This window comes from Marinomonas pontica (assembly GCF_026191375.1).
Lineage (GTDB): Bacteria > Pseudomonadota > Gammaproteobacteria > Pseudomonadales > Marinomonadaceae > Marinomonas > Marinomonas pontica.
The window spans coordinates 87,367-111,279 of the sequence record NZ_JAODTL010000054.1 but is presented as its reverse complement, the minus strand read 5'-3'; the positions used below and the strand labels follow the sequence as shown (position 1 = coordinate 111,279).

The 23,913-nt window shown below is 45.6% G+C and carries 20 protein-coding genes and 1 pseudogene; 5 read left to right on the top strand and 16 right to left on the bottom strand.

What is annotated here, in order from left to right:
• Window positions 1-76: 76 nt before the first annotated feature.
• From N5P32_RS16290 to leuS, 4 genes are all read right to left on the bottom strand, one after another.
• Window positions 77-2,086, bottom strand: a complete 2,010-nt coding sequence (locus N5P32_RS16290) for a methyl-accepting chemotaxis protein (RefSeq protein WP_265730071.1) — start codon at window positions 2,084-2,086, stop codon at window positions 77-79.
• A gap of 131 nt (window positions 2,087-2,217) precedes the next feature.
• Complete coding sequence (gene holA, locus N5P32_RS16285) at window positions 2,218-3,246, bottom strand: DNA polymerase III subunit delta (protein WP_265730070.1); 1,029 nt, start codon at window positions 3,244-3,246, stop codon at window positions 2,218-2,220.
• Window positions 3,247-3,272: 26 nt separating this feature from the next.
• Complete coding sequence (locus tag N5P32_RS16280) at window positions 3,273-3,836, bottom strand: LPS-assembly lipoprotein LptE (protein ID WP_265730069.1); 564 nt, start codon at window positions 3,834-3,836, stop codon at window positions 3,273-3,275.
• A gap of 17 nt (window positions 3,837-3,853) precedes the next feature.
• Window positions 3,854-6,301 carry a leucine--tRNA ligase gene (gene leuS / locus N5P32_RS16275; protein WP_265730068.1) on the bottom strand — a complete coding sequence of 816 codons (2,448 nt, stop codon included), beginning with the start codon at window positions 6,299-6,301 and terminating at the stop codon, window positions 3,854-3,856.
• Between the two features lie 179 nt (window positions 6,302-6,480).
• On the opposite strand from leuS, the gene N5P32_RS16270 reads away from it, so the two are divergent.
• On the top strand, window positions 6,481-6,927 hold the full coding sequence (locus tag N5P32_RS16270; RefSeq protein ID WP_265730067.1) for a zinc ribbon-containing protein: 447 nt from the start codon (window positions 6,481-6,483) through the stop codon (window positions 6,925-6,927).
• A gap of 52 nt (window positions 6,928-6,979) precedes the next feature.
• Here the strand turns inward: N5P32_RS16270 and lnt are convergent, their stop codons facing one another.
• The 5 genes and pseudogenes from lnt to miaB all read right to left on the bottom strand — a co-directional run bounded on the left by lnt (window position 6,980) and on the right by miaB (window position 12,344).
• The gene (gene lnt / locus N5P32_RS16265; protein WP_265730066.1) at window positions 6,980-8,500 is read right to left on the bottom strand and encodes an apolipoprotein N-acyltransferase; all 1,521 of its coding nucleotides are present in this window, start codon (window positions 8,498-8,500) and stop codon (window positions 6,980-6,982) included.
• Window positions 8,501-8,555: 55 nt separating this feature from the next.
• The gene (locus N5P32_RS16260; protein WP_265730065.1) at window positions 8,556-9,422 is read right to left on the bottom strand and encodes an HlyC/CorC family transporter; all 867 of its coding nucleotides are present in this window, start codon (window positions 9,420-9,422) and stop codon (window positions 8,556-8,558) included.
• Window positions 9,423-9,434: 12 nt separating this feature from the next.
• Window positions 9,435-9,899: an rRNA maturation RNase YbeY gene (gene ybeY / locus N5P32_RS16255; protein WP_265730064.1), complete on the bottom strand. Its 465-nt coding sequence runs from the start codon at window positions 9,897-9,899 to the stop codon at window positions 9,435-9,437.
• Window positions 9,899-10,944, bottom strand: a pseudogene (locus N5P32_RS16250) (PhoH family protein). The gene ybeY and the pseudogene N5P32_RS16250 overlap by 1 nt, the downstream one beginning before the upstream one ends.
• Before the next feature lie 44 nt (window positions 10,945-10,988).
• On the bottom strand, window positions 10,989-12,344 hold the full coding sequence (gene miaB / locus N5P32_RS16245) for a tRNA (N6-isopentenyl adenosine(37)-C2)-methylthiotransferase MiaB (protein WP_265730063.1): 1,356 nt from the start codon (window positions 12,342-12,344) through the stop codon (window positions 10,989-10,991).
• A 192-nt stretch (window positions 12,345-12,536) separates the two neighbouring features.
• Between miaB and N5P32_RS16240 the strand changes: the two genes are divergently transcribed.
• Complete coding sequence (locus N5P32_RS16240; protein WP_265730062.1) at window positions 12,537-13,223, top strand: hypothetical protein; 687 nt, start codon at window positions 12,537-12,539, stop codon at window positions 13,221-13,223.
• A gap of 20 nt (window positions 13,224-13,243) precedes the next feature.
• Here N5P32_RS16240 and N5P32_RS16235 read toward each other — a convergent pair whose 3' ends face one another.
• Together N5P32_RS16235 and N5P32_RS16230 are read right to left on the bottom strand one after the other, a co-directional pair.
• Entirely contained in the window at window positions 13,244-14,245 is a 1,002-nt protein-coding gene (locus N5P32_RS16235) for an OmpA family protein (protein ID WP_265730061.1), read from the bottom strand.
• Window positions 14,246-14,359: 114 nt separating this feature from the next.
• On the bottom strand, window positions 14,360-14,818 hold the full coding sequence (locus tag N5P32_RS16230; RefSeq protein WP_265730060.1) for an EVE domain-containing protein: 459 nt from the start codon (window positions 14,816-14,818) through the stop codon (window positions 14,360-14,362).
• A gap of 153 nt (window positions 14,819-14,971) precedes the next feature.
• Here N5P32_RS16230 and N5P32_RS16225 point away from each other — a divergent pair, with 153 nt between their 5' ends.
• Together N5P32_RS16225 and N5P32_RS16220 are read left to right on the top strand one after the other, a co-directional pair.
• Window positions 14,972-16,069: an HD domain-containing phosphohydrolase gene (locus N5P32_RS16225; RefSeq protein WP_265730059.1), complete on the top strand. Its 1,098-nt coding sequence runs from the start codon at window positions 14,972-14,974 to the stop codon at window positions 16,067-16,069.
• Window positions 16,070-16,128: 59 nt separating this feature from the next.
• Window positions 16,129-17,064, top strand: a complete 936-nt coding sequence (locus tag N5P32_RS16220; RefSeq protein WP_265730058.1) for a histone deacetylase family protein — start codon at window positions 16,129-16,131, stop codon at window positions 17,062-17,064.
• Between the two features lie 493 nt (window positions 17,065-17,557).
• Here the strand turns inward: N5P32_RS16220 and N5P32_RS16215 are convergent, their stop codons facing one another.
• The 5 genes from N5P32_RS16215 to N5P32_RS16195 all read right to left on the bottom strand — a co-directional run bounded on the left by N5P32_RS16215 (window position 17,558) and on the right by N5P32_RS16195 (window position 22,403).
• The gene (locus tag N5P32_RS16215; protein ID WP_265730057.1) at window positions 17,558-17,854 is read right to left on the bottom strand and encodes a type II toxin-antitoxin system RelE/ParE family toxin; all 297 of its coding nucleotides are present in this window, start codon (window positions 17,852-17,854) and stop codon (window positions 17,558-17,560) included.
• A gap of 3 nt (window positions 17,855-17,857) precedes the next feature.
• Entirely contained in the window at window positions 17,858-18,109 is a 252-nt protein-coding gene (locus tag N5P32_RS16210) for a type II toxin-antitoxin system ParD family antitoxin (RefSeq protein WP_265730056.1), read from the bottom strand.
• Window positions 18,110-18,279: 170 nt separating this feature from the next.
• Complete coding sequence (locus tag N5P32_RS16205) at window positions 18,280-18,948, bottom strand: RluA family pseudouridine synthase (protein WP_265730055.1); 669 nt, start codon at window positions 18,946-18,948, stop codon at window positions 18,280-18,282.
• Between the two features lie 6 nt (window positions 18,949-18,954).
• Window positions 18,955-21,783: an RNA polymerase-associated protein RapA gene (rapA, locus tag N5P32_RS16200; protein ID WP_265730054.1), complete on the bottom strand. Its 2,829-nt coding sequence runs from the start codon at window positions 21,781-21,783 to the stop codon at window positions 18,955-18,957.
• Between the two features lie 2 nt (window positions 21,784-21,785).
• A complete protein-coding gene (locus N5P32_RS16195; RefSeq protein ID WP_265730053.1) occupies window positions 21,786-22,403 on the bottom strand; it encodes a YigZ family protein in 618 nt (205 codons plus the stop codon).
• Between the two features lie 192 nt (window positions 22,404-22,595).
• Here N5P32_RS16195 and rmuC point away from each other — a divergent pair, with 192 nt between their 5' ends.
• Window positions 22,596-23,909 carry a DNA recombination protein RmuC gene (gene rmuC / locus N5P32_RS16190; RefSeq protein ID WP_265730052.1) on the top strand — a complete coding sequence of 438 codons (1,314 nt, stop codon included), beginning with the start codon at window positions 22,596-22,598 and terminating at the stop codon, window positions 23,907-23,909.
• Window positions 23,910-23,913: the final 4 nt, after the last annotated feature.

The window sequence follows — 23,913 nt, the reverse complement described above, 5'->3', positions numbered from 1 at the left end:
AAGTGTAAGTGGGAGCCGCATGATAGCAGCCTGCCAAAATAAGTGAAGCCTGCTGGGCAGGCTTCACTTTATGGGGCTACAAATTATTAGCTTGTTTAAGACTTTCTATGACGGTGACTTCTTTGTCGATTTCCTCCATCCGGTTGGTCATTTCCCGTATGGCGCGAATGCTTTCATTGACGTCACGACTGGCCATCGTGGAAGCATCACCAAGAGACTGAATTTGCGCGGTCAGCTCACTGGTGTTGCCGGTGAGTCGTGCCATAAACTGTTCCATGCTTTCAATCGAATGGCTGATAGAGCCTGTGGACTTAGTCACAGATGAAATGGTGTCACCTGTTTTGTTCAAGCTGTCTTGAGTGTTTTTAGACAGTTGACGCACTTCATCCGCCACCACGGCAAAACCTCTGCCTGCTTCACCGGCACGCGCGGCTTCAATGGCAGCGTTAAGAGCGAGCAGGTTGGTTTGGTCTGCTATACCTGAAATGACTTTAAGAATGGCCAGTACCTGTTCTGAGTTGTTTTTAAGCTGGGCAACGTTACCACTCAGGGCTTTACGTCCGTCTTCTTGAGCGGTTATGTCATTTTTTAAGTCGTGAAATGTGCCGCTGACATCACTAATAATGGCTTCTGTCTGTTGAGAATATTCAGTGATTTGATTAAAACTGCTCACTACTTTTTCAAGCAAAGGGCGATATTCAGAAAGGTACTTAATAAGATCCGCTTGTAAACGGTTGATTTGCATCAAGCTATTCAGTTTTGACAGTGTGAAGAACTCTTTGAAATAGCTGTAATGGATCGGGAAATTATCAACAATGGGGTCTGAGAAAGGCTCGTCTTTGGTGACTCGGAACAAAAAGAGTGCGGTCAGTGTCTGGTTCATGTGTACGCCTAAGAGCTCGCCAAATGTGGAGAACCCAGCGGCTTTGATGTTTTGAAAAGCGGTGAGGTCTTTCAGTGCGTTGGCGTTGTTCAGGCGGCGTAAAATACAGTCGTTTGCCAACATGGCAACCGGCTTTGGTTTGCCTTTCATAAACTCATCAAACGCTTGCTTGGTGCTGTCTGCAAACCCTTTGGCCTCCACTAGGATAAGCTCGTCACCGAAGTCCAAATCGCAAAAGAAGTGAATCACTTTCTTTTCCAAATCGATGCTGGCGATTGATCGAATAAATAACTCGTTGCCGATTTCAACGGCAAAGGAGTGGCTGTTCAGTTTTGTGTTTAGATCATGAGGTTGGCATTTAAAGTAGTCGCACAAATGATCGACAATGTTCACTATATTTCCCGTGGATTTGGAAATAACGGTGGTAACTGTACGACGTTGTGGATCGGATTCTGCAATGTAGAATGAGCGTTTGGTCTTTTGGAAGTTGTGCGTTTTCAAAATACCATAGCGGATATTGTCAGCTAGCTTAGTGAAGATCACAACGGCGCTGTTGTGCGCTACTTTGCTGCCGTCGTAAACCGACGCTTGTTTAAAGTCTAATTTCCCCCCGGCTGAGCCGCCAATGAAATGGCAGGGAAAACGTTGGCTGTCGTACAATGCCTTCATAAAGAAGTTTTCACTGGACGATAGTCCATCAATGAAGGTGATGGCGATGGTGTCTTGATAATTGACCGCCATTTTTAGGTTTATTTTTTCAATTTCTGACTGAATCGCTAGAATTCGTTCTGGTTTGCTTTTTGATGTTTTGCCTTGTTTTAAATCTTCACAATGTAACGCGACGGTCTTTATCTCGATGGCATCGAATAATTCATCGCTGTAACTTTGTAATACTATGGAATCCCATTTGCCATCCGTTGTTTGGTAAAAGTTGGCTTGTTGACTGTTGAGTTCACCTGAGGTCATAACAGCGACTACTTTGTCACAAAAGGGCGTGTAACGTTGAATGTTTTCAACGGTGCTTTCAAAATCCAGATTGGAAGAAACGAACGCTAAAATAAGTTGTGTTTTGTGTTCGGGGAATTTCAGAGCCGATAGACTAGATTCAGACAGTTCGGACTGCGCTACTTGAAGAATTCTAACGCCGTCACTGTGTGCTGCGGAATCAGATTGCGTTAATGTTTTTCGTTTGAACCAAGACATAGACGTCTCCATAGAGCCAATTTGTTTTCGTTATTATCCCTCTAATAAGGATAGAACAATGTCAGCTTTATGTGTCTATTGGTTTAAAATCGTAACCTATTGATACAAATCAATTTTATGATAATTAAGATTTATGGAATGTCGAGTTCGGTGCAAGTCGGTTTGTATCCGCAGAACATCATCACCAAATTCCGAAAGCCTGTTGCATTGTCTGGGCCCTCTAAACCTTTGATGCTTTTGTCTATTAATGCTAGGTAATTTTGCATGTAAGGTAGGGTGACTTTATTGTGGCGTGACATGGCGCTTTCATAGAAAGGCACGCGTTTGTCCCAGATTTTTTCACTTTGGCAAGCTTGTCTGAAGCTCGAGGATTGCATGCTTTGCAGGAGGTTTGCCAATGTTTGCACTTCGCGATTAAACAGCCACAAGATAATGCTGGGCTCGACACCTTCGCCAAGCAATTGGTTTAAGCAATGCATGGCGTCTTTGGCTTTGCCCATTAACAGCCTGTCACTAAGGTCGTAGATAGAATAGCGACTGCTGTCTGCAACCGATTCAACGACTTTTTCGGCATCTATTTGGGCACCTTGGCCATGAAGTAAGGCGAGCTTTTCTAACTCCTGAGAAAGCGCCAGAAGGTTACCTTCGCCGCGTTCACAGATCACACTGGCGGCATCCCGAGTCAGTGATAGGTCAAGGGATTGCGCTCTTTGCTGTACCCATGCAGGCAATCGGTTGGCTTCGATTGGCCAAATTTGTACAAATACACCTTGAGACTCAAGTTGTGTGAACCATTTTGCTTTTTGCGTTCGAGCATCGATTTTAGGCAACGTTAGTAAAATGGTATTGTCTTCGCTAAGGGATTGACCTAATTGAGCCAAAGCTTTGCTGTGTTTTTCGCCCATTTTATCTATTTGTATATCGAATAAGCGTCGGCTTGAAAATAAAGACAGACTTTGGTTTTCATTAATAACGTCTTGCCAGTCAAACTGCGCATCGGCAACAAAACGAAGTCGTTCATCGATTTGGTGATGTTGTGCGGCTTTTCGAATGCTGTCTGCGGCTTCTTGGCACAACAACACATCGTCACCCGAAATAATATAAATAGGGGCTAAATTTTTCTTCAGCTGCTGTATTAGTTGATCCGCGCGGACTTTCATAGCATGGGCCTAAACGTAATGTCAGTTTATAAAGGCGCGTAGCTTAAATCGCTTACTAACTGGTTTGCGAGGTCATCGTACATGCTTTCAGTGTGCGTCTGGTTGTAGGAAAGCTTGGCGCTTTCTTCCGCGTTTTGATTGGTAAGGGTTTTCGTTGTGCTAATGGTGCGAGGGCCATACAGGGATTTACCGTCAGCCTGGCGGATAAAGTAGTGGCTGCTTAATCGGCGCTGGATTTGAGAGACATCGTTGTCAGCGTCACGAGCCAATTGCGTATCAGCAACAGCAATGGCGTTAATTTTTAGGTTCAATACTCTGTTGTTGGCGCTGTCTTTGTCTATTACTACGACACCCGCTTTGCTTAGCGCAATTCTAAGAGCGCGATCAAAGCTGTCCGATCCGCTGTCAGAGGTTAACGTCAAGACGTGTAATTGAGCAGGGATATTGGCTTCGCCTCGCAAATGGAAGCCACAAGCGACCATACTCATAGTCATCACGAGTAATAAAAATAGACGAGTAGTGTGCGTTAAGGCGGCAGTCATATCCAAGATCTCTGTATTGTTGAAAAGGAAAAGGGATGGCTTAGCCATCCCTTATTACGCCTTGATTAGTTGGCGACAATGTTCACCAATCTACCTGGCACGACGATCACTTTACGGACCGTTTTGCCTTCTAGAAACTTAGCCACACTTGGGTGAGCAAGTGCTTCCGCTTCTATTGTTTTGCTGTCCGCACTAGCGGAAACGGTCAATTCAGCGCGTTTTTTCCCCAGCACTTGGACAACGATCGTCAACTCGTCTTTTACCAAAGCGTCTTCATCAAGCGTTGGCCAAGGAGTATTCACAACGTTGTCATTGTGGCCGAGTTCACTCCAAAGTTGATGAGCAATGTGAGGCACAATAGGAGACAGCAATAACGTTGCGGCTTCTAGTGCTTCCTGCTCGACAGCAAGTCCTAATTCCGACGTATCTTCAAATTTACTGATGTCGTTACACAGTTCCATCACAGCGGCAATGGCTGTATTGAATGTTTGACGACGTTCAATATCGTCTGATACTTTCTGAATGGTTTCATGTGTTTTACGACGCAAGGCTTTTTGAGCGCCATTTAATTCAGCAACCGTCAGTTCACCTACTTTACCAGCATTGTTGTGACGGTAGCATAGCGCCCACAAACGGCGTAGGAAGCGTGATGCACCATCAACGCCAGCATCGTTCCATTCTAGAGACTGTTCTGGTGGCGCGCTGAACATCATGAATAAACGAACGGTATCGGCACCGTATTTCTCAATCATTTCTTGTGGGTCGACTGTGTTGCCTTTGGATTTAGACATCTTGGTGCCATCTTTGTTTACCATACCTTGCGTCAGTAGACGTTTGAATGGTTCATCAGAGTTCACAAGACCCGCATCACGCAGCAATTTATGGAAGAAACGTGAGTACAATAAGTGAAGGATCGCGTGCTCTACACCACCAACATATTGGTCAACAGGAAGCCAGTAGTTTGCCTCTTCTGTTAGCATCGCATCCGTGGCTTCTGGGCAGCAGTAGCGAGCGAAATACCAAGACGATTCCATAAAGGTGTCGAAAGTATCTGTTTCACGTTCTGCTTCTTCGCCATTAAACATAATGGATGAGAAGTCTGGGTTGTTTTTAATCGGGGAGTTCACACCGTCCATGATCACATCTGTTGGTAACTCAACAGGAAGCTGATCTTGTGGCACAGGCACAACCGAACCGTCTTTTAGGTTGATGGTTGGGATAGGCGTACCCCAGTAACGCTGACGGCTAACGCCCCAATCACGTAGACGATAATTTACTTTTACTTCGCCTAGGTTGCGTTCTACCATCCATGAAGCAATCGCATCGAAAGCTTCTTTGAAAGCCAATCCGTCGAATTCACCAGAATTGCACAGTGTGCCTTTCTCAGTGAAGGCGGCTTTTTCCAAATCAATCACGCTGTCATCAGAGGATTGGATGACTTGTTTGATGGCCAAATTGTATTTTTTGGCGAATTCAAAGTCTCGCTGGTCGTGAGCAGGAACAGACATCACCGCCCCAGAACCGTAATCCATTAATACGAAATTGGCAGCGTAAACAGGCACCGCTTCGCCCGTAATTGGGTGAATGGCTTTGAAGCCAGTGTCCATGCCTTTTTTCTCAACCGTAGCCAAGTCTGCTTCTGTCGTCGACATTAGCTTGCTTTCAGCAATAAAAGCGGCCAAATCTGCATTTTGCTCAGACGCTTCCAAAGACAGTGGGTGTTGAGTTGCGACAGCAACGTAAGTCACACCCATGATGGTGTCTGGGCGAGTCGTGTAAACAGATAGGCGTTCGTCTTTGCCTTCTACGGCGAAGCTGAATTCTAGACCTTCAGAGCGGCCGATCCAGTTACGCTGCATGGCTTTTACTTTTTCTGGCCAGCCATCAAGCTGATCTAGGTCGTTTAATAGTTCTTCTGCGTAATCAGTGATGCGGATAAACCACTGAGAAATTTCTTTTTTCTCAACCGTTGTACCACAACGCCAGCAGCAGCCTTCTTCTACTTGTTCGTTTGCTAATACGGTTTGGTCTTCAGGACACCAGTTTACGGCCGCGGTTTTTTTGTACGCTAAGCCTTTTTCGACTAACTGAGTAAAGAACCACTGTTCCCATTTGTAATATTCAGGCGTGCAAGTCGCGATTTCACGATCCCAATCGTAGCCAAAGCCCAGCTCTTTTAACTGGCCTTTCATGTAAGCAATGTTTTCAGTGGTCCATTTGGCTGGTGCTGTTTTGTGTTTGATTGCGGCGTTTTCTGCAGGAAGACCAAATGCATCCCAACCCATCGGCTGAAGGACATTTTTACCTTGCATGCGTTGGTAGCGAGAAATCACATCGCCGATGGTGTAGTTGCGAACGTGACCCATGTGCAGACGGCCACTTGGGTATGGGAACATAGACAGGCAGTAGAATTTTTCTTTGTTGGAATCGGCGACCGCTTTGAAGACTTTGTTCTCGTCCCAAAAAGATTGAGCAGCTTGTTCGATTTGCTGCGGATTATATTGCTCTTGCATGATGTATTCTTATCCCATTATCGACGTAAGGTTGGTAGACCTGTATTCTCTTTTTCATTAAAAGAAAGGCTAAATAGCGACATAGCACAAGATATTGCTGTAATGGCCAACAGAGTCTGAAAATATCCGCTATTTTATAGAGATGGAGCTCTAAATAGAAGGTGCATTGAGGAGGAGTTATGAATTCTATGAAAAAAGATTCGTCAAAACGTGAGAGCGATTCCAATTTAGTGGAAGAAGCGCGTAAAACATTGATTGGCGCGAAAGATTGGTTTTTAGAAGATGTCGCACTTATGACCGCTTATTGGCACGATAAAATGGGCTATACCGAAGCGTGGGTAGACGCCAATTGGCACTATGTCTTGGATGAAGGGCATGAGTTGGTTGAAGAGCTGGACGAAAAAGAAGACGCCGCGCTGTTGTGGCTTATTAATCACGCGAACAACAATCCTGTACCGCTTGAAGATTGTCATGTTGTGGGGGCAGTCGTAGCGCCAGGTCGTTATCGATGTATGTCGTGTGGCCATGACAACGACGTCGAAACAGAACAAACATTAGAGCCATGTGAAATCTGCCATTATGGCTTAATGTCGACGCATGACGAGAAGGGCGATAGCGCTGAATAACATAATGCTCTTTAAAGAAACACCACAACGATTCTGTTGTGGTGTTTTTGATTCAGCTGGATTTTTTTCGGCTTAAAATGAGGGTGTGACAGTAAGGCAGAATCACGCACATTCCCAGCAGCCATAGGGTTGGCCAGTACCCCCAGTTAACGTAGGGCGTGTTCCCCGTGAACGCTTTTGCTTCGGCGGTTAACGTGGTTCTTTCAAACTGCGGCGCTTGAGATTCAATTTCCCCCTTTTCATTGATAAACGCGGTAATGCCCGTGTTTGTGGCGCGAATTACATAACGTCCTGACTCTTTTGCTCTGAACTGTGCAATTTGCAAATGTTGCCAAGGTCCAAAAGACGTGCCAAACCAACCGTCGTTGCTGATGGTGATAAGGAAATCACTGTCTCTTACCATGCGTCTCACCTGTTCGGCATACACAATTTCATAACAGATAAAAGGCGCAACGCCCCATTCACCTACTTGCAGAACAGGTTGGTTGTCATCGCCTTGCTTGAAGTTGGACATTGGCATGCCAAACACATCCAAAATTGGGCCAATATAGTTTGCAAATGGAATGTACTCGCCAAAAGGAACAAGATGCTGCTTGTAGTAAAGGCCAAAGCCGTTGCCTGTTGCCCAGATTGCGTTGTAGTAATTTTTTCTGTCTTCACTGATATCCGGTACGCCAGTAATGAGTGTGGTGTTGCTGTTAGCTAACTCTTCGCTGAAAGAGGTCAGGTAAGGCTTTATTTGCGGGTAAACGTAGGTGATCGCTGTTTCGGGCCAAACCACCAATTCGCTGTCTAGGTGCTCAATGGTGGCTTGTTGGTAATAGGCGAGAGACTTGCCAGCGGTTTGCGTTAACCATTTCTCATCTTGTTTTACATTGCCTTGGACGAGAGTGGTTTTTAGCGTGCCAGTCTGTTGCACCCATGCAATGGGAAAGTAGTGCAAATAGGCGGAACTTGCCCAAATCATCAGTAGCATGCCCAACAGCGGGAATGGATTGTCTCTTCGTAATAATAGGCCGGCAAGTACGCTCGCGGTGAAGACAACGCCGGTGCTTGTCAGCCAGATGCCGCCAATTGGCAAGAGTTCAAATAGCCATGTGTTTTCAATTGCGTAGCCCGGTAATAACCAAGGGAACCCTGTGAATAAGGTGCTGCGTAAAAACTCTCCTAGCAAGAAACACAATGTGATCCACATACTGGCGGAAAGATTGGGGAAGCGTTTAATAAGGCGCCATGAAGCCCAGGCAGACAAAGCCCAAAATGCGCAAAGCACAGCCACAAAGGCAAAAGTAATCAGCCCAGCGATGAAAGCGCCAACTTGCCCATATTCAGCAATGCTGACATAGACCCAAGAAACTCCAGCGCCAAAAAATCCCAACGCGACAAAGAAGCCGCGCCAGCAAGCGGATTTGGCTGTTGTGCTGCTAATCACTAGAACGCCAAAAGCGATCAGACTGATGAAGTAACCAGGCCAGAAATGAAACGGTGCAAAACTGGTCACACCTACCGCACCCGCGAGAATGGCAAGGAAATGAGTTACGAAAGAAGGGAGTTTGTTTATCTTTGCTGACACACGAGGCTCCCACCCCGCTTTTGAATTGGCTAAGTCGGGGTAGGGCATGGTCATCTTATTCAGGTGTGTTTGGTGTAGGTTTTGATACTTGGATCGTTTTGATGCGTCGACCATCGGATTTCACGATACGGAAATGGAAGTTATTAAAGTATAACTCTTCATCACGTAACGGAACGTGACCAAATTGTTGGACTAGGATGCCGCCAATAGTGTCAAATTCTTCTTCATTCAGGTCGGCTTTGAAAAACTCATTAAAATCTTCCACCGTACACAAGGCCGGAACGAGATAAACACCCGGTTCGGTTGTGATCTGAATGCCTTCGTCATCGAGTTTGTCGGTTTCGTCTTCGATCTCACCCACAATTTGCTCAAGCACGTCTTCAATCGTTACCAGACCGGAAACACTGCCGTATTCGTCTAGCACTAACGCCATGTGGTAGCGCTTGGTTCTAAAATCGTTTAACAGAACATTGAGTCGTTTGCTTTCTGGAATAAAGTTGGCGGGGCGTAGGCGAGCCAAAATGTCGTCAATGGTCACGTCGCCATCTTTGAAAAGCAACGGCAATAAGTCTTTTGCCAATAGAACACCGAGGATTTCATCGGAGTCTTCACCAACGACTGGGAATCGCGAGTGAGAGGAATCTATGACCTTACGGAGTGATGTTTTTGGGTCGTCTTCGGACTTAATCACCACCATCTGAGATGGAGGAATCATGATGTCTCGTGCTTGCACTTCAGAAACTTCCAGTGCGCCTTCTACAATGGTAAAGGCGTCGCGATCTATAATATCGGACTTCACGGCGGCTTCTAGTAGTTTAACAATGTCTCCGCGGCTGCGAGGTTCATCATTGAAGGCTTGCGTTAAACGCTCAAACCAGGATTTTTGTTGATCGTTGGATAAACTCGATCGGTCGTCACTCATTGGGGTGTTAGCTCACTCTTTAATCAAATAAGGGTCGGAAATCGATAGGGAAGCCAGTAGCTCTGTTTCTATCGATTCCATTTCATCTGCTTCTTCATCATTTATATGATCATAACCGCATAAATGCAAGATGCCATGAATGGTCATATGAGCCCAATGATGAAGTAACTCTTTATTCTGTTCTTGGGCTTCTTTTTCCACCACGTGGGCGCAGATGACCAAATCGCCTAATAATGGCAACTCTAAACCCGGAGGGGACTCAAACGGGAAAGATAAAACATTGGTTGATTTGTCTTTGCCGCGATACTCATGATTTAGAGCATGACTTTCTTCTTCCTCAACAATGCGGATGGTGACTTCAAATTCTTCATCCGAATTCTCTAAGGCTTTTTCGACCCAAAGTCTAAAATCTGCTTCACTGGGAAGTTGGTTTGTTTCCTGCGTGGCAATTTGTAAATCCAGCTCAACAGTGGCCATTATTTGTCACCCGTTGATGATTCAGATTGCGCGGCAAGGCGAGCTTCAGTACGTGCTTTTTTCTCGGCTTCCACTTCAACGTCAAACTTATCGTACGCTTCTACAATACGCTGCACCAAAGGATGGCGAACAACGTCAGACGAGCTAAAGTGCGTCATGCTGATGCCGTTCACGTCTTTCAGAACGTGCATGGCTTGCGCTAAGCCAGAGCTGGTGCCACGAGGCAAATCGACCTGAGTCGTGTCGCCAGTGATGACCGCAGTGGAACCAAAACCAATGCGCGTCAAAAACATTTTCATTTGTTCTTTCGTCGTGTTTTGGCTCTCATCTAGAATGATGAATGCATTGTTTAATGTACGACCACGCATGAAGGCCAGCGGAGCGATCTCGATAACATTTTTTTCGATTAACTTGTCGACCAATTCAAAGCCCAGCATTTCGTATAAGGCATCGTAAAGAGGGCGTAGGTAAGGGTCGATTTTCTGTGACAAATCACCTGGTAAAAAGCCCAGCTTTTCACCGGCTTCTACCGCCGGGCGAACCAGCATAATGCGCTCAACTCGATCCGCTTCTAGCGCTTCGACCGCACACGCTACGGCAAGGTAGGTTTTGCCTGTACCAGCCGGCCCGATACCAAAGTTGATGTCGTGTTTGCGGATCTGTTTGACGTAGCCTTGTTGGTTTTTGCCCTTGGGTTTGATAAAAGCTTTGCGAGTTTTTATAACAAGCTGATCGCTTTTTCCCTTTTGCTGCTCGATAGAGATTCGATTGCGGATTCTTGCAAATATAAGTGAATGGTTTCGGGTGTGACATTCGTATTGGCAAGCGCTTCGCGGTAAAGGTTCTCTAGTAGCGTTTTGGTGGCGGCCACATGCTCAGAGTCTTCACCAGAAATGTCGAACAGTTCTGCGCGGTATTTAATAGAAACATCAAGTCGCTTTTCTATTAACTTGATGTTTTCGTCGAGTTGACCGCACAGTCCCGCCAAAGCATCTGCTTCGGCTGGGATAAGGCGGATTTGTTGAGTTGTCTGTGTTGTTTCCAAGATTTACCTTTGATTATTGAAGCACGTTGTATGAAACGGTGCTTTTATTGTAAGACAAAGTCGGCGTCGAGCTCGGTGCTGACTAACTCACCCAATAAAGAGTTAGGGTAAGCATCAGTGATAACCACGTCTGCAAATTTACCAATCAACTGAGGGTCGACCGCACGGAAATTAACAATACGGTTGTTTTCTGTTCGGCCTTGAAGTTGTCCAGGATCACGAGGAGAGTAGCCGCTGATTAAAATGCGGTGCACTTCACCCACCATGGATAAGCTGATGTCATAGGCTTGCTGACTAATGCGACGCTGTAATATCGCAAGGCGCTCTTTCTTCAACTCTTCTGGTGTGTCGTCTTCTAAATTTGACGCAGGCGTTCCTGGGCGCTGGCTGTAGACAAAACTGAAAGAGTGATCAAAGCCAATCTCTTGAATCAGATTCATCGTGTCAACAAAGTCATCATCTGTTTCACCTGGGAAGCCAATGATGAAGTCAGAAGACAAACTAATGCCTGGACGGGCTTCTTTAATACGATTGATTTTATCAATGTAATATTGGCGGTCATGACCACGTTTCATCGCACTCAGAATATTATCTGCACCGCTTTGTACTGGTAGATGTAAGTGACTAACCAGTTTGGGTTCTGTGCGGAACGCTTCTACCAAGCTGTCGCTGAATTCCACTGGGTGAGACGTTGTGAAGCGAATGCGCTCAACACCATCGATCAGTGCCACAGCGTGAATAATGTCTGCCAGATCGGCTTCGTCACCTTCGGCTGTTTCACCGCGATAAGCGTTTACGTTTTGTCCCAATAGATGGATTTCACGTACACCTTGCTCGGCCAATTGCGCGACTTCAACTAAAATGCTGTCGAATGGACGGCTCACTTCTTCACCGCGAGTGTAGGGTACTACACAGAATGTGCAGTATTTGCTGCAGCCTTCCATGATGGAAACAAACGCCTCTGCGCCATCAACACGCGGAGCTGGTAGGTGGTCGAATTTTTCAATTTCTGGGAAAGTCACATCCGTAATAGGAATGTGTTTTCCCGCAGCGTTGACCATCTCTGGCAGCTTGTGCAGCGTCTGAGGCCCAAAAATCATGTCTACGTGCTTGGCACGCTTGCGAATTGCGTCGCCTTCTTGGCTCGCCACGCAACCGCCAACACCGATGACTAGGTTAGGATTTTTTTGTTTAAGCTTTTTCCAGCGGCCTAATTGGTGATAGACCTTGTCTTGTGCTTTTTCGCGGATAGAGCAGGTGTTAAGCAATAAAACATCGGCCTCATCTGCGTTGTCTGTGAGTTCCATTTCATGGCTTTCGCCAAGTAAATCTGCCATACGAGAGGAATCGTATTCGTTCATTTGACAGCCATGAGTTTGGATAAAAAGTTTTTTTGCCATGTAACGTATAAACCTAAAATGTGTTCGTCTAATCGACTTTGCGACTATTATATTGGGCTTTGCTTCCGAATCCCAGAGGTGTTCTGAATTCCCTTCATTTTATGCAAAAATAGTCGTCGTTTTTGTGGCTGGAGCTTTTGCCAAAGACAAGTCACAATAGCATTACGATGTAAATTTTAGCGTGGACATGTTTTGACCGTATTTTCTCGAGTTCTTGTATTGGCAGTGGCGGTAAGTGGCAACGCTTATGCCGACAGTGACTTGCCTAATTTTGCTTTTGGGCTGGGTTATGGGCTTTTAAGTGAGAAGTCTTTGATGAATATTGACTTTAAAGTGAATATTCCCATTAATGATTATTTGTCTACACAGGTGTTACTAAACAGCAATTATTTGGTGACAGGGTCGACAAAAGACAGCTTTGCACAATCTGAATTGTCGTCAAATTGGTTCCTGAGAAATGAATATGGCCGCTTAGGCATTGGTCTTGGGGTTACTGAGTTGGAGCCCATGAACACGTCGCAAGATTCTGAGCGAGACATTATTGGTCAGTTCCTTGGAGAGGTGTTTCTAGGATCATTTTCTTTAACGACGAATTATATTTCAGCAGATACCACATTGAGCAATGTAACCAGTTCGCGCATTGGGATCAGTTACTACTTTGATGACGACTTGCGAACTTCACTTTATCGAGAAAAATACAATATTGATGATATAGGTTGGCGTCTTGAAACCTACTACCAGCCCAAAAAATACCATCAAATGGGCAGTGTTGGGATTATTGCCAGAACCGGTGATGACTACGATTATTTTGGTGCTGTCGTTCAATACTATTTTGATTATGCGGTTTCTTTAAAGCAGCGAGAGCGTGAATTTCACTAATAGCGTTCTTTATCGCTGGGCTATTTTTCCAGCCGATCCACGCTCCATATTGTCCACTTCGGCAGAATCACTTCTTGTGATGTTTTAAACGTCTGTACAATGCTGGTGTTGACTCGGCGGTTTTTGATTCTACCCTCTAATGTCAGGTTTGAAGCGATAGGGAAGTCTTGTCCGTAGCCAATCACTTTGAATCGATCCGCTGAGATGGCGTATTCAGATTGAATGATGTCAGCCACTTTATTGGCACGTTCGATCGACAGAGCCAGATTGTAATCTCGGCTACCGGAGTTGTCCGTGTAACCCTCAATGATCACCAACGTGTTCGGATTGTCTCGCAATATTTGCCCAATGCTCTGTATAGAAGGGCGATAATTGTTTTTTACACGGTATTGATTGCGACTAAACGGAATGGTTAGCTCGTGCAGGTCTACAAAAGGTTGTTTCTGTTTAGCGTCTTTGGTTAACGCTGAGTTGGTATTTTGGGGTTGTCGAAAAGGAACAACCACTTCGCCACTCACTCGGCGATTTCGCATCCTACCTTGTTCTGTATCATTCGATGCAATAGGGCGCTCTTGTCCATAACCAAAGGTTTTCAATCGGTCGGTTTCAATATCAAAATTGGTAACGAGCTTTTCCGCAATGGCGTCTGCCCGCTTTTTAGACAGCATTAAATTGAAACGAGCTTGCCCTGTATTGTCTGTGTGGCCTTCAATTAGAACCCGCGTTTTGGGTGTTTGTTTTAAAAAAGACGCTAGGCTTTGTAGTTGAGGGTAAAAATCGGAGGAGAGTTGGTAGCGAGCGGTATCGAACTGAACATCAAAGTCAAAATTGTGGTATTCCAATTCCGTGATTGGGCAGCCTTGGTTATCAACTTTGCTGCCTAGCGGTGTATTAGCGCATGAATCCCTAGCGTCTATAACACCGTCTTTATCCGAATCTTTTAATGAGCTAATGAGGCTACTTGGGTATAACGCCTGACAGAGTGTTAATCCACTGTATAAGCCAGACAATATAATAGCCATCCTTGCTATCTTGCGAACCATTTTCAAATACTCTATGTGTTGCTTACTTCTTGTAGGGCGCCATGTTAGGGCGAATGTCCTATTTTTCTTAGAATTAAAAGAGATAAGCGAAATTTATTTTTTTAATATGGCAGTGATATAGTCCCATTCATCACTGGAAATGGGCATCACCGACAATCGGCTTCCTTTTTGTGTTAATACCATATCGGCCAGTGCAGGGCTTTGCTTTAATTCTGCTAATGTTAGAATACTTGACCACTTTTCGACAAATGCCACGTCGACCATAAACCATCTTGGTTTTTCTGGCGTCGATTTGGCATCGAAATAAGGACTATTTGGGTCCCAGCTGGTGTGATCTGGGTAAGCTTCTTTGCAGACTTTGGCGACACCAACAATGCCGGCGGGCGAGCAGCTAGAATGATAGAAAAAGATCAAATCATCGACTTTCATTTCTTTCATAAAGTTTCTGGCTTGGTAATTTCTTACGCCGTCCCAAGGAGATTGCGTTAGCCGTTTTAGATCATCGATGGAGAAAGCATCCGGCTCGGATTTCATGAGCCAATAATTTGGCATGAGGACCTCGTTTTCACAATGAAACATACTATATGTTCACGCTTACAAATATTCTATCTACAATAATAAGAGTGAGGATACGAGACTACCGAATGACTTGAATAGCCTCAATGCTTTTTTGAGTTACTTAGCTCCTTGTAATGGAAGAAAAAAATGAGCCACTTTGCTTGTAAAGCGTTTTCAGCGTTGGAAAAAGAGCTCAAGGACGATTTGCTAGAATGCTACGTGGAAGCTCAGCAAGAAATAGAAGACATTATCAACAGCATCGAAAGTGAAGGTTTCTCTTTCGATAAGTTGGACAACCTATTTCGTTCGCTCCACAGCATGAAAGGCAACTGCTCCGTTTGCTTTCTAGACCCTTTGGTTGGTGTGCTGCACAAACTTGAGGAAATTGTCGATGGCATGCGTGGCGGATACATTCAATATCACCACTACCTGGGTGAATTGATCATTGTTGTCATTGAGAAAGTGTACGACCTGCTGAAACAGATTTATCAGTCCCATGTCGCTGAAAGTGCCGTGAGAGACGAACTTCAGCAAAGTTTAGACGCCATATACGCGGAAGAAGACGACTCGAAACGCCCTGATATGGCGGCGGCTTTATTGCGTAAGTGCAATCAAACAGAGGATGTCCCAGAAGAGGCATTGCCAGCATCTGTCATTATTAAAGTAGAATTTACGGAATCGCAACAAGCCGATATTGATTTGTTTATTGGGTTTAGTCAAAAGCTGAATCGTTTGCTTGGGTATTCTTCTGAGCGAAGTGAACGTATTTTGAAGCTTTGCCAATTAATCAATGCCGAATGCGTGACACCGGTTGACCCAGCACAACTCAGTGCAGCGGCGTATATGCACAATATGGGCATGGCGCCGATTTTAAGTTGTAAAGACGATGAAGAATTAAAACGACAAGCTGAACACAATCATCCTATGGTCGGTGCCAAGTTGTTGGCCAAACACGAAGGGTGGGAAGACGCTGTCGCTATGGTGAAATCACATAAAGAGCGATTTGATGGTACTGGTTTTCCTGAAAGTTTAGTGGGGTCACTAATACCGCAGGGGGCATTTATTCTTTCCATGGCGGTGATGTTTATTGATATCGTGTGGGGTAAATCTGGCAGCGAATACCGCAAAAGTGCCATGAGAGCAGTGCAAATGGTGAACTTTGAAAGCGGTAAAGGTTTTCCTCCACATCTAATTGAATCATTTAACGCAGCAATAAGAAAAGTTTTGGTCGCAAAAAACCAGTAAGCCTTGTTAGCATTGTGTTCGTATAAATTGATCACGCTAGATTATCGATGGATGTCACTTTGCTACCCCTTGTGTTTCACCCCCACTACAGTATTCCTTTTCCGGCCGGGCATCGCTTTCCTATGCGCAAATTTGGTTTGCTGGCCGAATGTTTACGGGAGCAAGGGATTCTAACGGACGAAAACGAATACACGCCTGCGCCTTTGTCCCTTTCCGTATTAATGGCCGCTCATCAAAAAGAATACGTACAGCGCTTTATTCGTGGTGAACTCACAATAAAAGAAGAAAAAGACATTGGTTTGCCGTGGTCTGAATGGCTCGTCGAGCGAACCCTAAGGGCGGTTTCCGGTACAATATTAACCAGCGAATTAGCGCTTGAGCATGGGCTGGCTTGCCACCTTGCGGGTGGAACGCATCATGCTCACCCTTCTTATGGCTCTGGCTTTTGCATCTTTAATGATTTGGCAGTCGCGGCATTGGCCTTAATTCAGTCACACAAAGCTAAGAAAGTTCTCATTATTGACTGTGACGTCCACCAAGGCGACGGCACAATTGCCTTCTTTAAAGACAGAAGTGACATCATTCCTGCTTCTTGGCATTGCGAAGAAAACTACCCGCAGACCAAGCAAACTGATGGCATTAACATCGCCATCCCCAAAGGCGCGAATGACCAAGAATACTTATCCATTCTAAAAGATACCCTGCCTAAAATACTCGCTGAACATCGACCTGACTTTGTCTTTTATGACGCTGGCGTCGACGTCCACCAAGACGATCGGCTTGGCTACGTTAACCTAACTGACCAAGGCATTCTAGAAAGGGATACATACGTCATCGAAACCTGCGTTAGCCTAAAACTGCCTACCGCCTGTGTCATTGGCGGCGGTTACGACAGACAAGAAGAAAAAGTCGCATGGCGACACAGTTTACTTCATCAAGCCGCGAGTCAGATTTGGCAGAAATATTTTTTGAACGACACCCCTATATTAAGGTAGCTGCAAATGCGTAAAACAAAACGCCGTCGATCTTTGGGATACAAGAAACCGCTATCAAGAGGAGGCGAAGCTGGTAAAGCCTTTGGTGGTGGGAAAAGAAGAAGTGTTGCGTGTATAACCAGTTTGAAGAGTGCAAGCTTATATCAGACTAGCCAGCTATCTCGATATTTTATATGACAGGCTTCCAAAATTGGGAGGCTTATTAATTTTGCTATTCTACAAATGTTTCCTGGTGAAATCCTCTAGCCCTGAAAACTCATCCAGGTCGATCTCCAGGTTATGGAATGCAGTCCTATATTTTTCCCAGTTTTTAATTGATGAGTTAACGCCATTAACCATTCTTGACCTTCTTCATAATCACCATCATCTGATAGGTTAGTAATGAGAACTGATTTAGACGGAATACTGTCACATTCATGTATATTTTTCATTTATTCCATAGTGTTAATTGATCGACGCTGCAAAGACGTCGGTAGAACAAAGAAAGACGTCGTTAACCCAAAAGCCTTTGTGATGCATCCATATCTTCATGGAGTACTCGAATAATACAGATCTCTTGCTTTAACACTTTATAGAAAATAGCATGGTGCTCTACTAGTAATCTACGATATTCAGGCAAAACATGAGCATAGTTCGTGCCCAATGAAGGATGATTGATTAACTGATGGGCTCCTGCCTCAAGTTGATCTAAATAGCGATCTGCTTGATCAACTCCCCATTTTTCACAGGTGTATAGCCATATTTTGGTGAGATCAGATTCTGCCTTTGGTGTGACGAGCAGCTTAAACATTCACTACTCCGCTTTTATTTGTTTACGGCCAGCCGCTTTAATGGCTGCGATATGGAGAGGCTTACTTTCTCCACTTGATTCTCCTTCGATAAGAGCTTGCCTTAACGTTGCGAGATGTTCTTTGGCTTGTTGATCTTTTCTGATTAAATCGCGGATATATTCACTATCATTGCCAAAATTACCACTCTCAATTTGGCTTTTTATCCAGTCATCCTGCTGTTTAGTTAGTGTGACAGTTTTTCGATGCATGCTCATAATAGGGCTCCGAGTAAAGTCAAAGTATGACAATATCATACTGTTTGATTGGATTGAACATAGATGGACGCCAGTTATCTATTTATTTTTTGTCCTACAAAGTGAAAGCTTCGCTTTCAGCGTCAGATTACGCCTCGTGTCCCGTCTCATCTGATCTACGCCCTTCACTTCTAGGGTGGTGGGCGTGAGTTAAAAGGACAGGCCGCGACAAAAGCAATCCATGCTTTGGTAAACGGATGCCTGAACTCGAGCCGATAGGCGTGAAGTAGCAGGCGAGGGTTGTTCTGGAATTCTGGGTCGTAGAATTCATCGCCAATGATTGAGTGTCCTAGGCTTTGCATGTGGACGCGAAGTTGGTGAGAGCGTCCCGTAAACGGCACGAGTCGAACACGGGTGGTGTTGCCTTCGTAGGCCATTTTTTCCCAGTAGGTGATGGAGTCTTTGCTCCATTCGTCGGTGCAGATGATTTGTCTTGGTCGGTTAGGCCAGTCGCAGCGCAGTGGTTTTCGGACTTCACCTTTGTCGCCCAAAAGATGACCGCGCAGTTGAGCGCGGTATTCTTTTTTGACTTCTCGTTCGCGAAAATGCGCGTACATGCGCTTTTGACATTCGTGGGTCTTCGCCACGAGGATCAAGCCTGAGGTGGCTTCATCCAAGCGGTGAATCGCAAAGGCTTCGCCAAATAAACATTCTGCTCGATGCAAGATAGAGTCAAGCTTATCTGGGCCACGTCCGGGCACAGATAAGCAGTTTGCAGGTTTGTTTATCACAGCAAACCATTCGTCTTCGTATATTATCTCTAAGCGAGATAGCTCTAAACTCGGCACGACATCCTGCACAGGACGTTATTCCGGTTTCGTTGTTAAGATGATACGAATGGCATCCAAGCGGATTTGGTGCTCGTCGATGCGAGTCAAACCTTCTTGCATGTTGGTTTCAAGACGCTCTATGTCTTCATCACGAATGGTGTCGTTGAAGGCTTTCAATTCCACTAAACGTTCGATTTCATTTTGGCAACGATGTTGGTAAGACGTTTTCGCCGCTTGAACGATCGGGCGTGCTTGGTCTTGGGCATTGAGCTGGTGAGCTTGTAGCACTTCGATGAGGTTTTTGCGCAAAGCCGCAACCCATTGTTCCGCGACTCTGTTTGGTACGCCTTTCAGCTTTTCTGCCCATTTGTCAGCTGTAAATTGCTGATGGAGAAATTTGCCGTTTGAGTCAGACAATTGCCACATGGGGGTCATGGGCAGAGATTGTGCCAATTTTAAGCGTGGGTGAGCGGTTGCTTCGATGACGAACATACTTTCCACCAACACAGTGCCTTCAGGCAGTGCTGATATGGGTAAGATAGCCGATGTAAGCTTGCCTGAGTCAAAACCTTGGACTTCATCCATAAGCATGGTGATCAGTGGATGTTCCCACGTTGCGAACGCCACGTCTTCACGCTGGCTCGCTTGGCGGCGATCAAGCATGAGCATTTTGCCTTCTTCTTCGATACCTGGCAGAGCTTCAAGCATCATGTCGGTAGAAGGGCGCAAGAACCAAGCGGCGCGATCTGGATCGTCATTGATGCAGTCAGCGTAGATGTTAAACGCATGAGTCACTTGTTCTATGTAGTTGTGTAGCCCTTTGGTGGCTTGGTGGTTGATTTGCGCAATCAACGCTTGGGCTTGTTCCGGGCGGCACGAACTCATTTCTAATAGGCGGTTACGGCCTTCTTCCATTTGCTTTAGCAATGCTTCGTGATAAACGTGCGCCTCTTTTAGTAAGTCTGTGTCGTCGTCTTGGCCATGCAAGTAGGCGTGCAAGCTGTCGCCAAATGCTTCTTCGACTTTATCACCCGATCCCGTGGTGCGGCAAAATGCATTTAGGGCGTGGTGATACCAGTTGAATAGGCGTTCTTGAACACTGTTTTTAATGAACGGCACATGGATTTGAACATCGTTTAGTTGTCCTAAACGGTCTAGACGACCAATACGCTGTTCGAGTAAATCAGGGTGTTCCGGCAGATCGTACATGACGATGTGATGGCTGAACTGGAAGTTACGGCCTTCGCTGCCTATTTCAGAACACACTAGAATTTGTGCGCCGTCTTCGTCAGCGAAATAGGCGGCAGCACGGTCGCGATGGATTAGTGGCATCTGCTCGTGGAAATCGGCACTTTGGAAGCCCGCAAATGTTAGTTGATCGTTTAGCCATTGTGCCATGTCAGCCGTGTGACAAATCACCAAAACTTTATCGGCTTGGCATTCTAGAAATTCTTTCAGCCAGCTCCAACGAGGGTCTTTTTCCCATAAGCCATCCGCGACTTCGGTTTCTGGTTGCACGTGGCGATTGGCCGATTCGAAGAATTCGTTGTTATCCAGTGGATAAGAGTGAATGTAACGATCAGGGAATCCACCCACCGCCGCACGGGTGTTACGGAACATCTCGCGACCTGTACCGTGACGGTCGATCAGCCAACTAATGGCTTCTTTCGCGGCTTCAGTTCGTGTAGCGCCTGTTTGTGTTGTCAGTGTCTGGAACCAGTCTTTGGCGCTCACTTCGTTTAGGTAAGCCCCAAAAGCTGAATTCCAATCCAAGGCTTCTGGTGTGCTGTCTTCTTGGCTGAAGGGTAATAGCGCTTCGGCTAACTCTGCGGCTTGTTTGAATGCTTTTTGCTGCGCTTGGTAGTGATCAAAATCGTGATAATGGTCGGCATCCAAGAGTTGTAAACGAGAGAAGTGTTCGCGCTCGCCCGTTTGCTCTGGTGTGGCGCTGAGTAGCAATAGGGATTCGGTTTTTGCCGCTAAACGAGCGACGACTTGATAACCGATACTGGGTGTTTCTGGGTGCCAAGCAAGGTGGTGTGCTTCGTCGACAATCACCATGTCCCACTCTGCATCCAGCATGTGCTGTGTGGCTTTCGGGTGCTGACTCGCCCAATCGATTGGCGAGATAACAAACGGTTGCTGTTCAAATGGGTTGTCGTCACCATCCATGAAGTCTTCGTACACGGATTCATTGATCAATGAGAAGGGCTGATGGAAGCGGCGGAGCATTTCTACTAACCATTGATGTTGTAAGTTGGTTGGCGTCAAAATTAAGACGCGCTTGCACAGGCCATTCAGTAAACGTTGATGCAGGATCAAGCCGGCTTCTAGGGTTTTACCCATACCCACTTCATCACATAAAAGGGCGCGCGCTTTCGGGCGGTTTGCGATGTCATGCGCCAGATAAATCTGGTGTGGTAGCAGTTCGGCTTTCAGACCCATTAAACCACGTACTGGTGATGCGGCATTGGCCGCTTGGTGTTCGAGTGTATGACGACGTAAGTCGAACCACATGCGACGAGCTGGCGACAGCGCCAATAAAGAATCTAACTCGTTTTTGTCGTTACGTGGAAATTGGATGATGGATTCTTCTAGCCAATCGTCGTCTTCGCTGATGCGGTACTCGATCAGGTCGTTGATTTCTTCTACTTCCAATACGGTAAAGGTGTCATCTTGGAAGTGCAATTGATCGCCGACGGTGAGAGTACGTCGAACAAGACTGGTCTGGTCATTTGAGTATTGACGATCTGCTTCCGCATCTGGGAAATGCAAGGTAAAAGACTTATTTTGTGTGTCTACTATCATGCCTACGCCGAGATCAGGCTCGTTGCGGCTACTCCATCTTTGTCCAGTTTGGTACATAGTTATGCGTTGTCCGGTTCAATTAAAGTTAAGCTGCCTTGGCATAAATCCGTCAATGCGAGTTTATGTTCGGGCCAAGTACGTTCAATAACAGCAAGATCAATCACTATACTGTCACTGTAGGTTTTGTTGGTTATTTCTATGTCGCTCTGTTCTAGCCAATATTCGACTTTACCCAGTAAAGGGTAGGCGATTTTTAGCTGAACAGGGCAACGCGGGTACACATTTTCATATTCTGTTTGCGAAAGCGCTTCTTGCACCGCTTGGCTATAGGCTCTGACTAAGCCGCCTGCCCCCAGTTTTACGCCACCAAAAAAGCGGGTTACCACAACGGTGGTTTCGCCAAAGTCTGAATGCTGCAACACATTGAGCATGGGTTTCCCAGCGGTGCCTTTTGGCTCGCCGTCATCACTCTGATCCCATAAATGCGCATTGTTCGGTACCCCAGCAATAAATGCCCAGCAGTGATGGTTGGCATCGGGGTAACGTTGACGCATTTCTTCAATAAAAGCCTTAGCTGCATCACGTCCATTTGTACGACAAACGTGTGTGATGAACTGACTGTTTTTTATTTCTAGATCAAAGCGTTGCGTGTGTGTTGGGCTTAGGTAGTAATCCATGTAAACTTATCGAGACCTTAGCATGACTGCTGCGCGCCAATACAGTGTTAAAAACAGACTCAAAATGCTCATTTATAACCTATAAACTCCGCTTTTCGTCTATTTTTGCTTCGTCTTGGCTTTGCTCGTGACGTCATGCAAATGCCTCACTTTGTTAAAAACAGACATTTAAAATAGCGGGTTTAAATTTATATGACAGATTGGCTTTCGCAATCAGTTTGGGTGTTATCGGGCTTTTGTATCGGCGCGATTCTTCTGTCTGGCATTGCTGGTGGTATTGTACAGGCTATGCGCCGTCAGTGGCAGATCACACAGGAAAAAATGCAGCAACAAAATGAGGAATTACAGCGTCTTTTACAGCAATCGAAAGAGCAGATACATTATTTGGAAAAAGAGTCCCTGACTCTGGAGCAGCAATTCGCTGCGGCGCAAAGTGTCTGGCAGGAAAAAGAGGCCTTTTATCGAGAACAAAAAAAGCAAAACGAAACCGAATTTAAACAAATGGCTCATGAAATTATGAGTCATCAAGGCCAGCAATTAGCAAAAGAAAACGAGCGCCAGTTAGGGTCCTTGCTCACGCCACTGGGTTCGCAAATTCAGAAGTTTCAAGAAAGCGTGGAAAAGAGTTATCAAGAAGAAGCCCGCGAGCGTTTTTCTTTGGTAAAAGAGATCAAAGGTCTTCAGCAATTGAACCAAAAGATCAGTGACGATGCAGTGAGTTTGACACACGCTTTGAAAGGTCAAAACAAGCTTCAAGGTGGGTGGGGTGAAGTGATTCTAGAACGAATTTTAGAACGTTCTGGACTGGAAAAAGGTCGCGAATATGAAACGCAGGCCTCCTACCAAACGGCGGAAGGGCGTCGCTTGCAACCGGACGTGGTGATTCACTTGCCTGAAGGCAAACAAATCATTGTCGATTCCAAAATGGTGCTGATCAGTTATCTGGCTTATATGGAAGCCGAAACCGATGAAGACAGAAATCGAGCGCTAAAACAGCACTTGGATGCGGTTCGTCGTCATATGAAGGAACTAAGCGCCAAGTCTTATCACGATTTGCCAGGCGTTACATCGCTGGATTTTGTGTTGTTGTTTATCCCCATTGAAGCAGCGTTTGGTTTGGCGTTGCAAGGTGATAATGGTCTGTTTAGTGAGGCGTTTGAACACAATATTATTATCGTCGGTCCGTCTAATTTATTGGCCACTTTACGAACAATTCAAAATATTTGGCGCAACGAAAAACAGAGCCAGAACGCTATCGAAATCGCTCGTCAAGCTGGCGCTATGTACGATAAATTTTCTGGTTTTGTGCAGGATATGGACGACATTGGTAGCAAGCTAGAGGCAGTGAGTCGCACGCACGATGCGGCCTTGAAAAAACTCACGGCAGGTCGTGGTAATTTGGTCGCCAGAGCGGAGAAGCTAAAAATGATGGGAGCGAAGACCAGTAAGGTGCTGCCAGTGGAGTATCTTAACGACGATACCCTCACTGACGAGTCTAGTGACTAGCGTT

What these genes read in the sequence shown, in the direction of transcription:
- N5P32_RS16290 (WP_265730071.1), bottom strand. Translation starts at nt 2,086, where the DNA reads ATGTCTTGGTTCAAACGAAAAACATTAACGCAATCTGATTCCGCAGCA.
- holA (WP_265730070.1), bottom strand. Translation starts at nt 3,246, where the DNA reads ATGAAAGTCCGCGCGGATCAACTAATACAGCAGCTGAAGAAAAATTTA.
- N5P32_RS16280 (WP_265730069.1), bottom strand. Translation starts at nt 3,836, where the DNA reads ATGGCTAAGCCATCCCTTTTCCTTTTCAACAATACAGAGATCTTGGAT.
- leuS (WP_265730068.1), bottom strand. Translation starts at nt 6,301, where the DNA reads ATGCAAGAGCAATATAATCCGCAGCAAATCGAACAAGCTGCTCAATCT.
- N5P32_RS16270 (WP_265730067.1), top strand. Translation starts at nt 6,481, where the DNA reads ATGAATTCTATGAAAAAAGATTCGTCAAAACGTGAGAGCGATTCCAAT.
- N5P32_RS16260 (WP_265730065.1), bottom strand. Translation starts at nt 9,422, where the DNA reads ATGAGTGACGACCGATCGAGTTTATCCAACGATCAACAAAAATCCTGG.
- ybeY (WP_265730064.1), bottom strand. Translation starts at nt 9,899, where the DNA reads ATGGCCACTGTTGAGCTGGATTTACAAATTGCCACGCAGGAAACAAAC.
- miaB (WP_265730063.1), bottom strand. Translation starts at nt 12,344, where the DNA reads ATGGCAAAAAAACTTTTTATCCAAACTCATGGCTGTCAAATGAACGAA.
- N5P32_RS16235 (WP_265730061.1), bottom strand. Translation starts at nt 14,245, where the DNA reads ATGGCTATTATATTGTCTGGCTTATACAGTGGATTAACACTCTGTCAG.
- N5P32_RS16230 (WP_265730060.1), bottom strand. Translation starts at nt 14,818, where the DNA reads ATGCCAAATTATTGGCTCATGAAATCCGAGCCGGATGCTTTCTCCATC.
- N5P32_RS16225 (WP_265730059.1), top strand. Translation starts at nt 14,972, where the DNA reads ATGAGCCACTTTGCTTGTAAAGCGTTTTCAGCGTTGGAAAAAGAGCTC.
- N5P32_RS16215 (WP_265730057.1), bottom strand. Translation starts at nt 17,854, where the DNA reads ATGTTTAAGCTGCTCGTCACACCAAAGGCAGAATCTGATCTCACCAAA.
- N5P32_RS16210 (WP_265730056.1), bottom strand. Translation starts at nt 18,109, where the DNA reads ATGAGCATGCATCGAAAAACTGTCACACTAACTAAACAGCAGGATGAC.
- rapA (WP_265730054.1), bottom strand. Translation starts at nt 21,783, where the DNA reads ATGTACCAAACTGGACAAAGATGGAGTAGCCGCAACGAGCCTGATCTC.
- N5P32_RS16195 (WP_265730053.1), bottom strand. Translation starts at nt 22,403, where the DNA reads ATGGATTACTACCTAAGCCCAACACACACGCAACGCTTTGATCTAGAA.
- rmuC (WP_265730052.1), top strand. Translation starts at nt 22,596, where the DNA reads ATGACAGATTGGCTTTCGCAATCAGTTTGGGTGTTATCGGGCTTTTGT.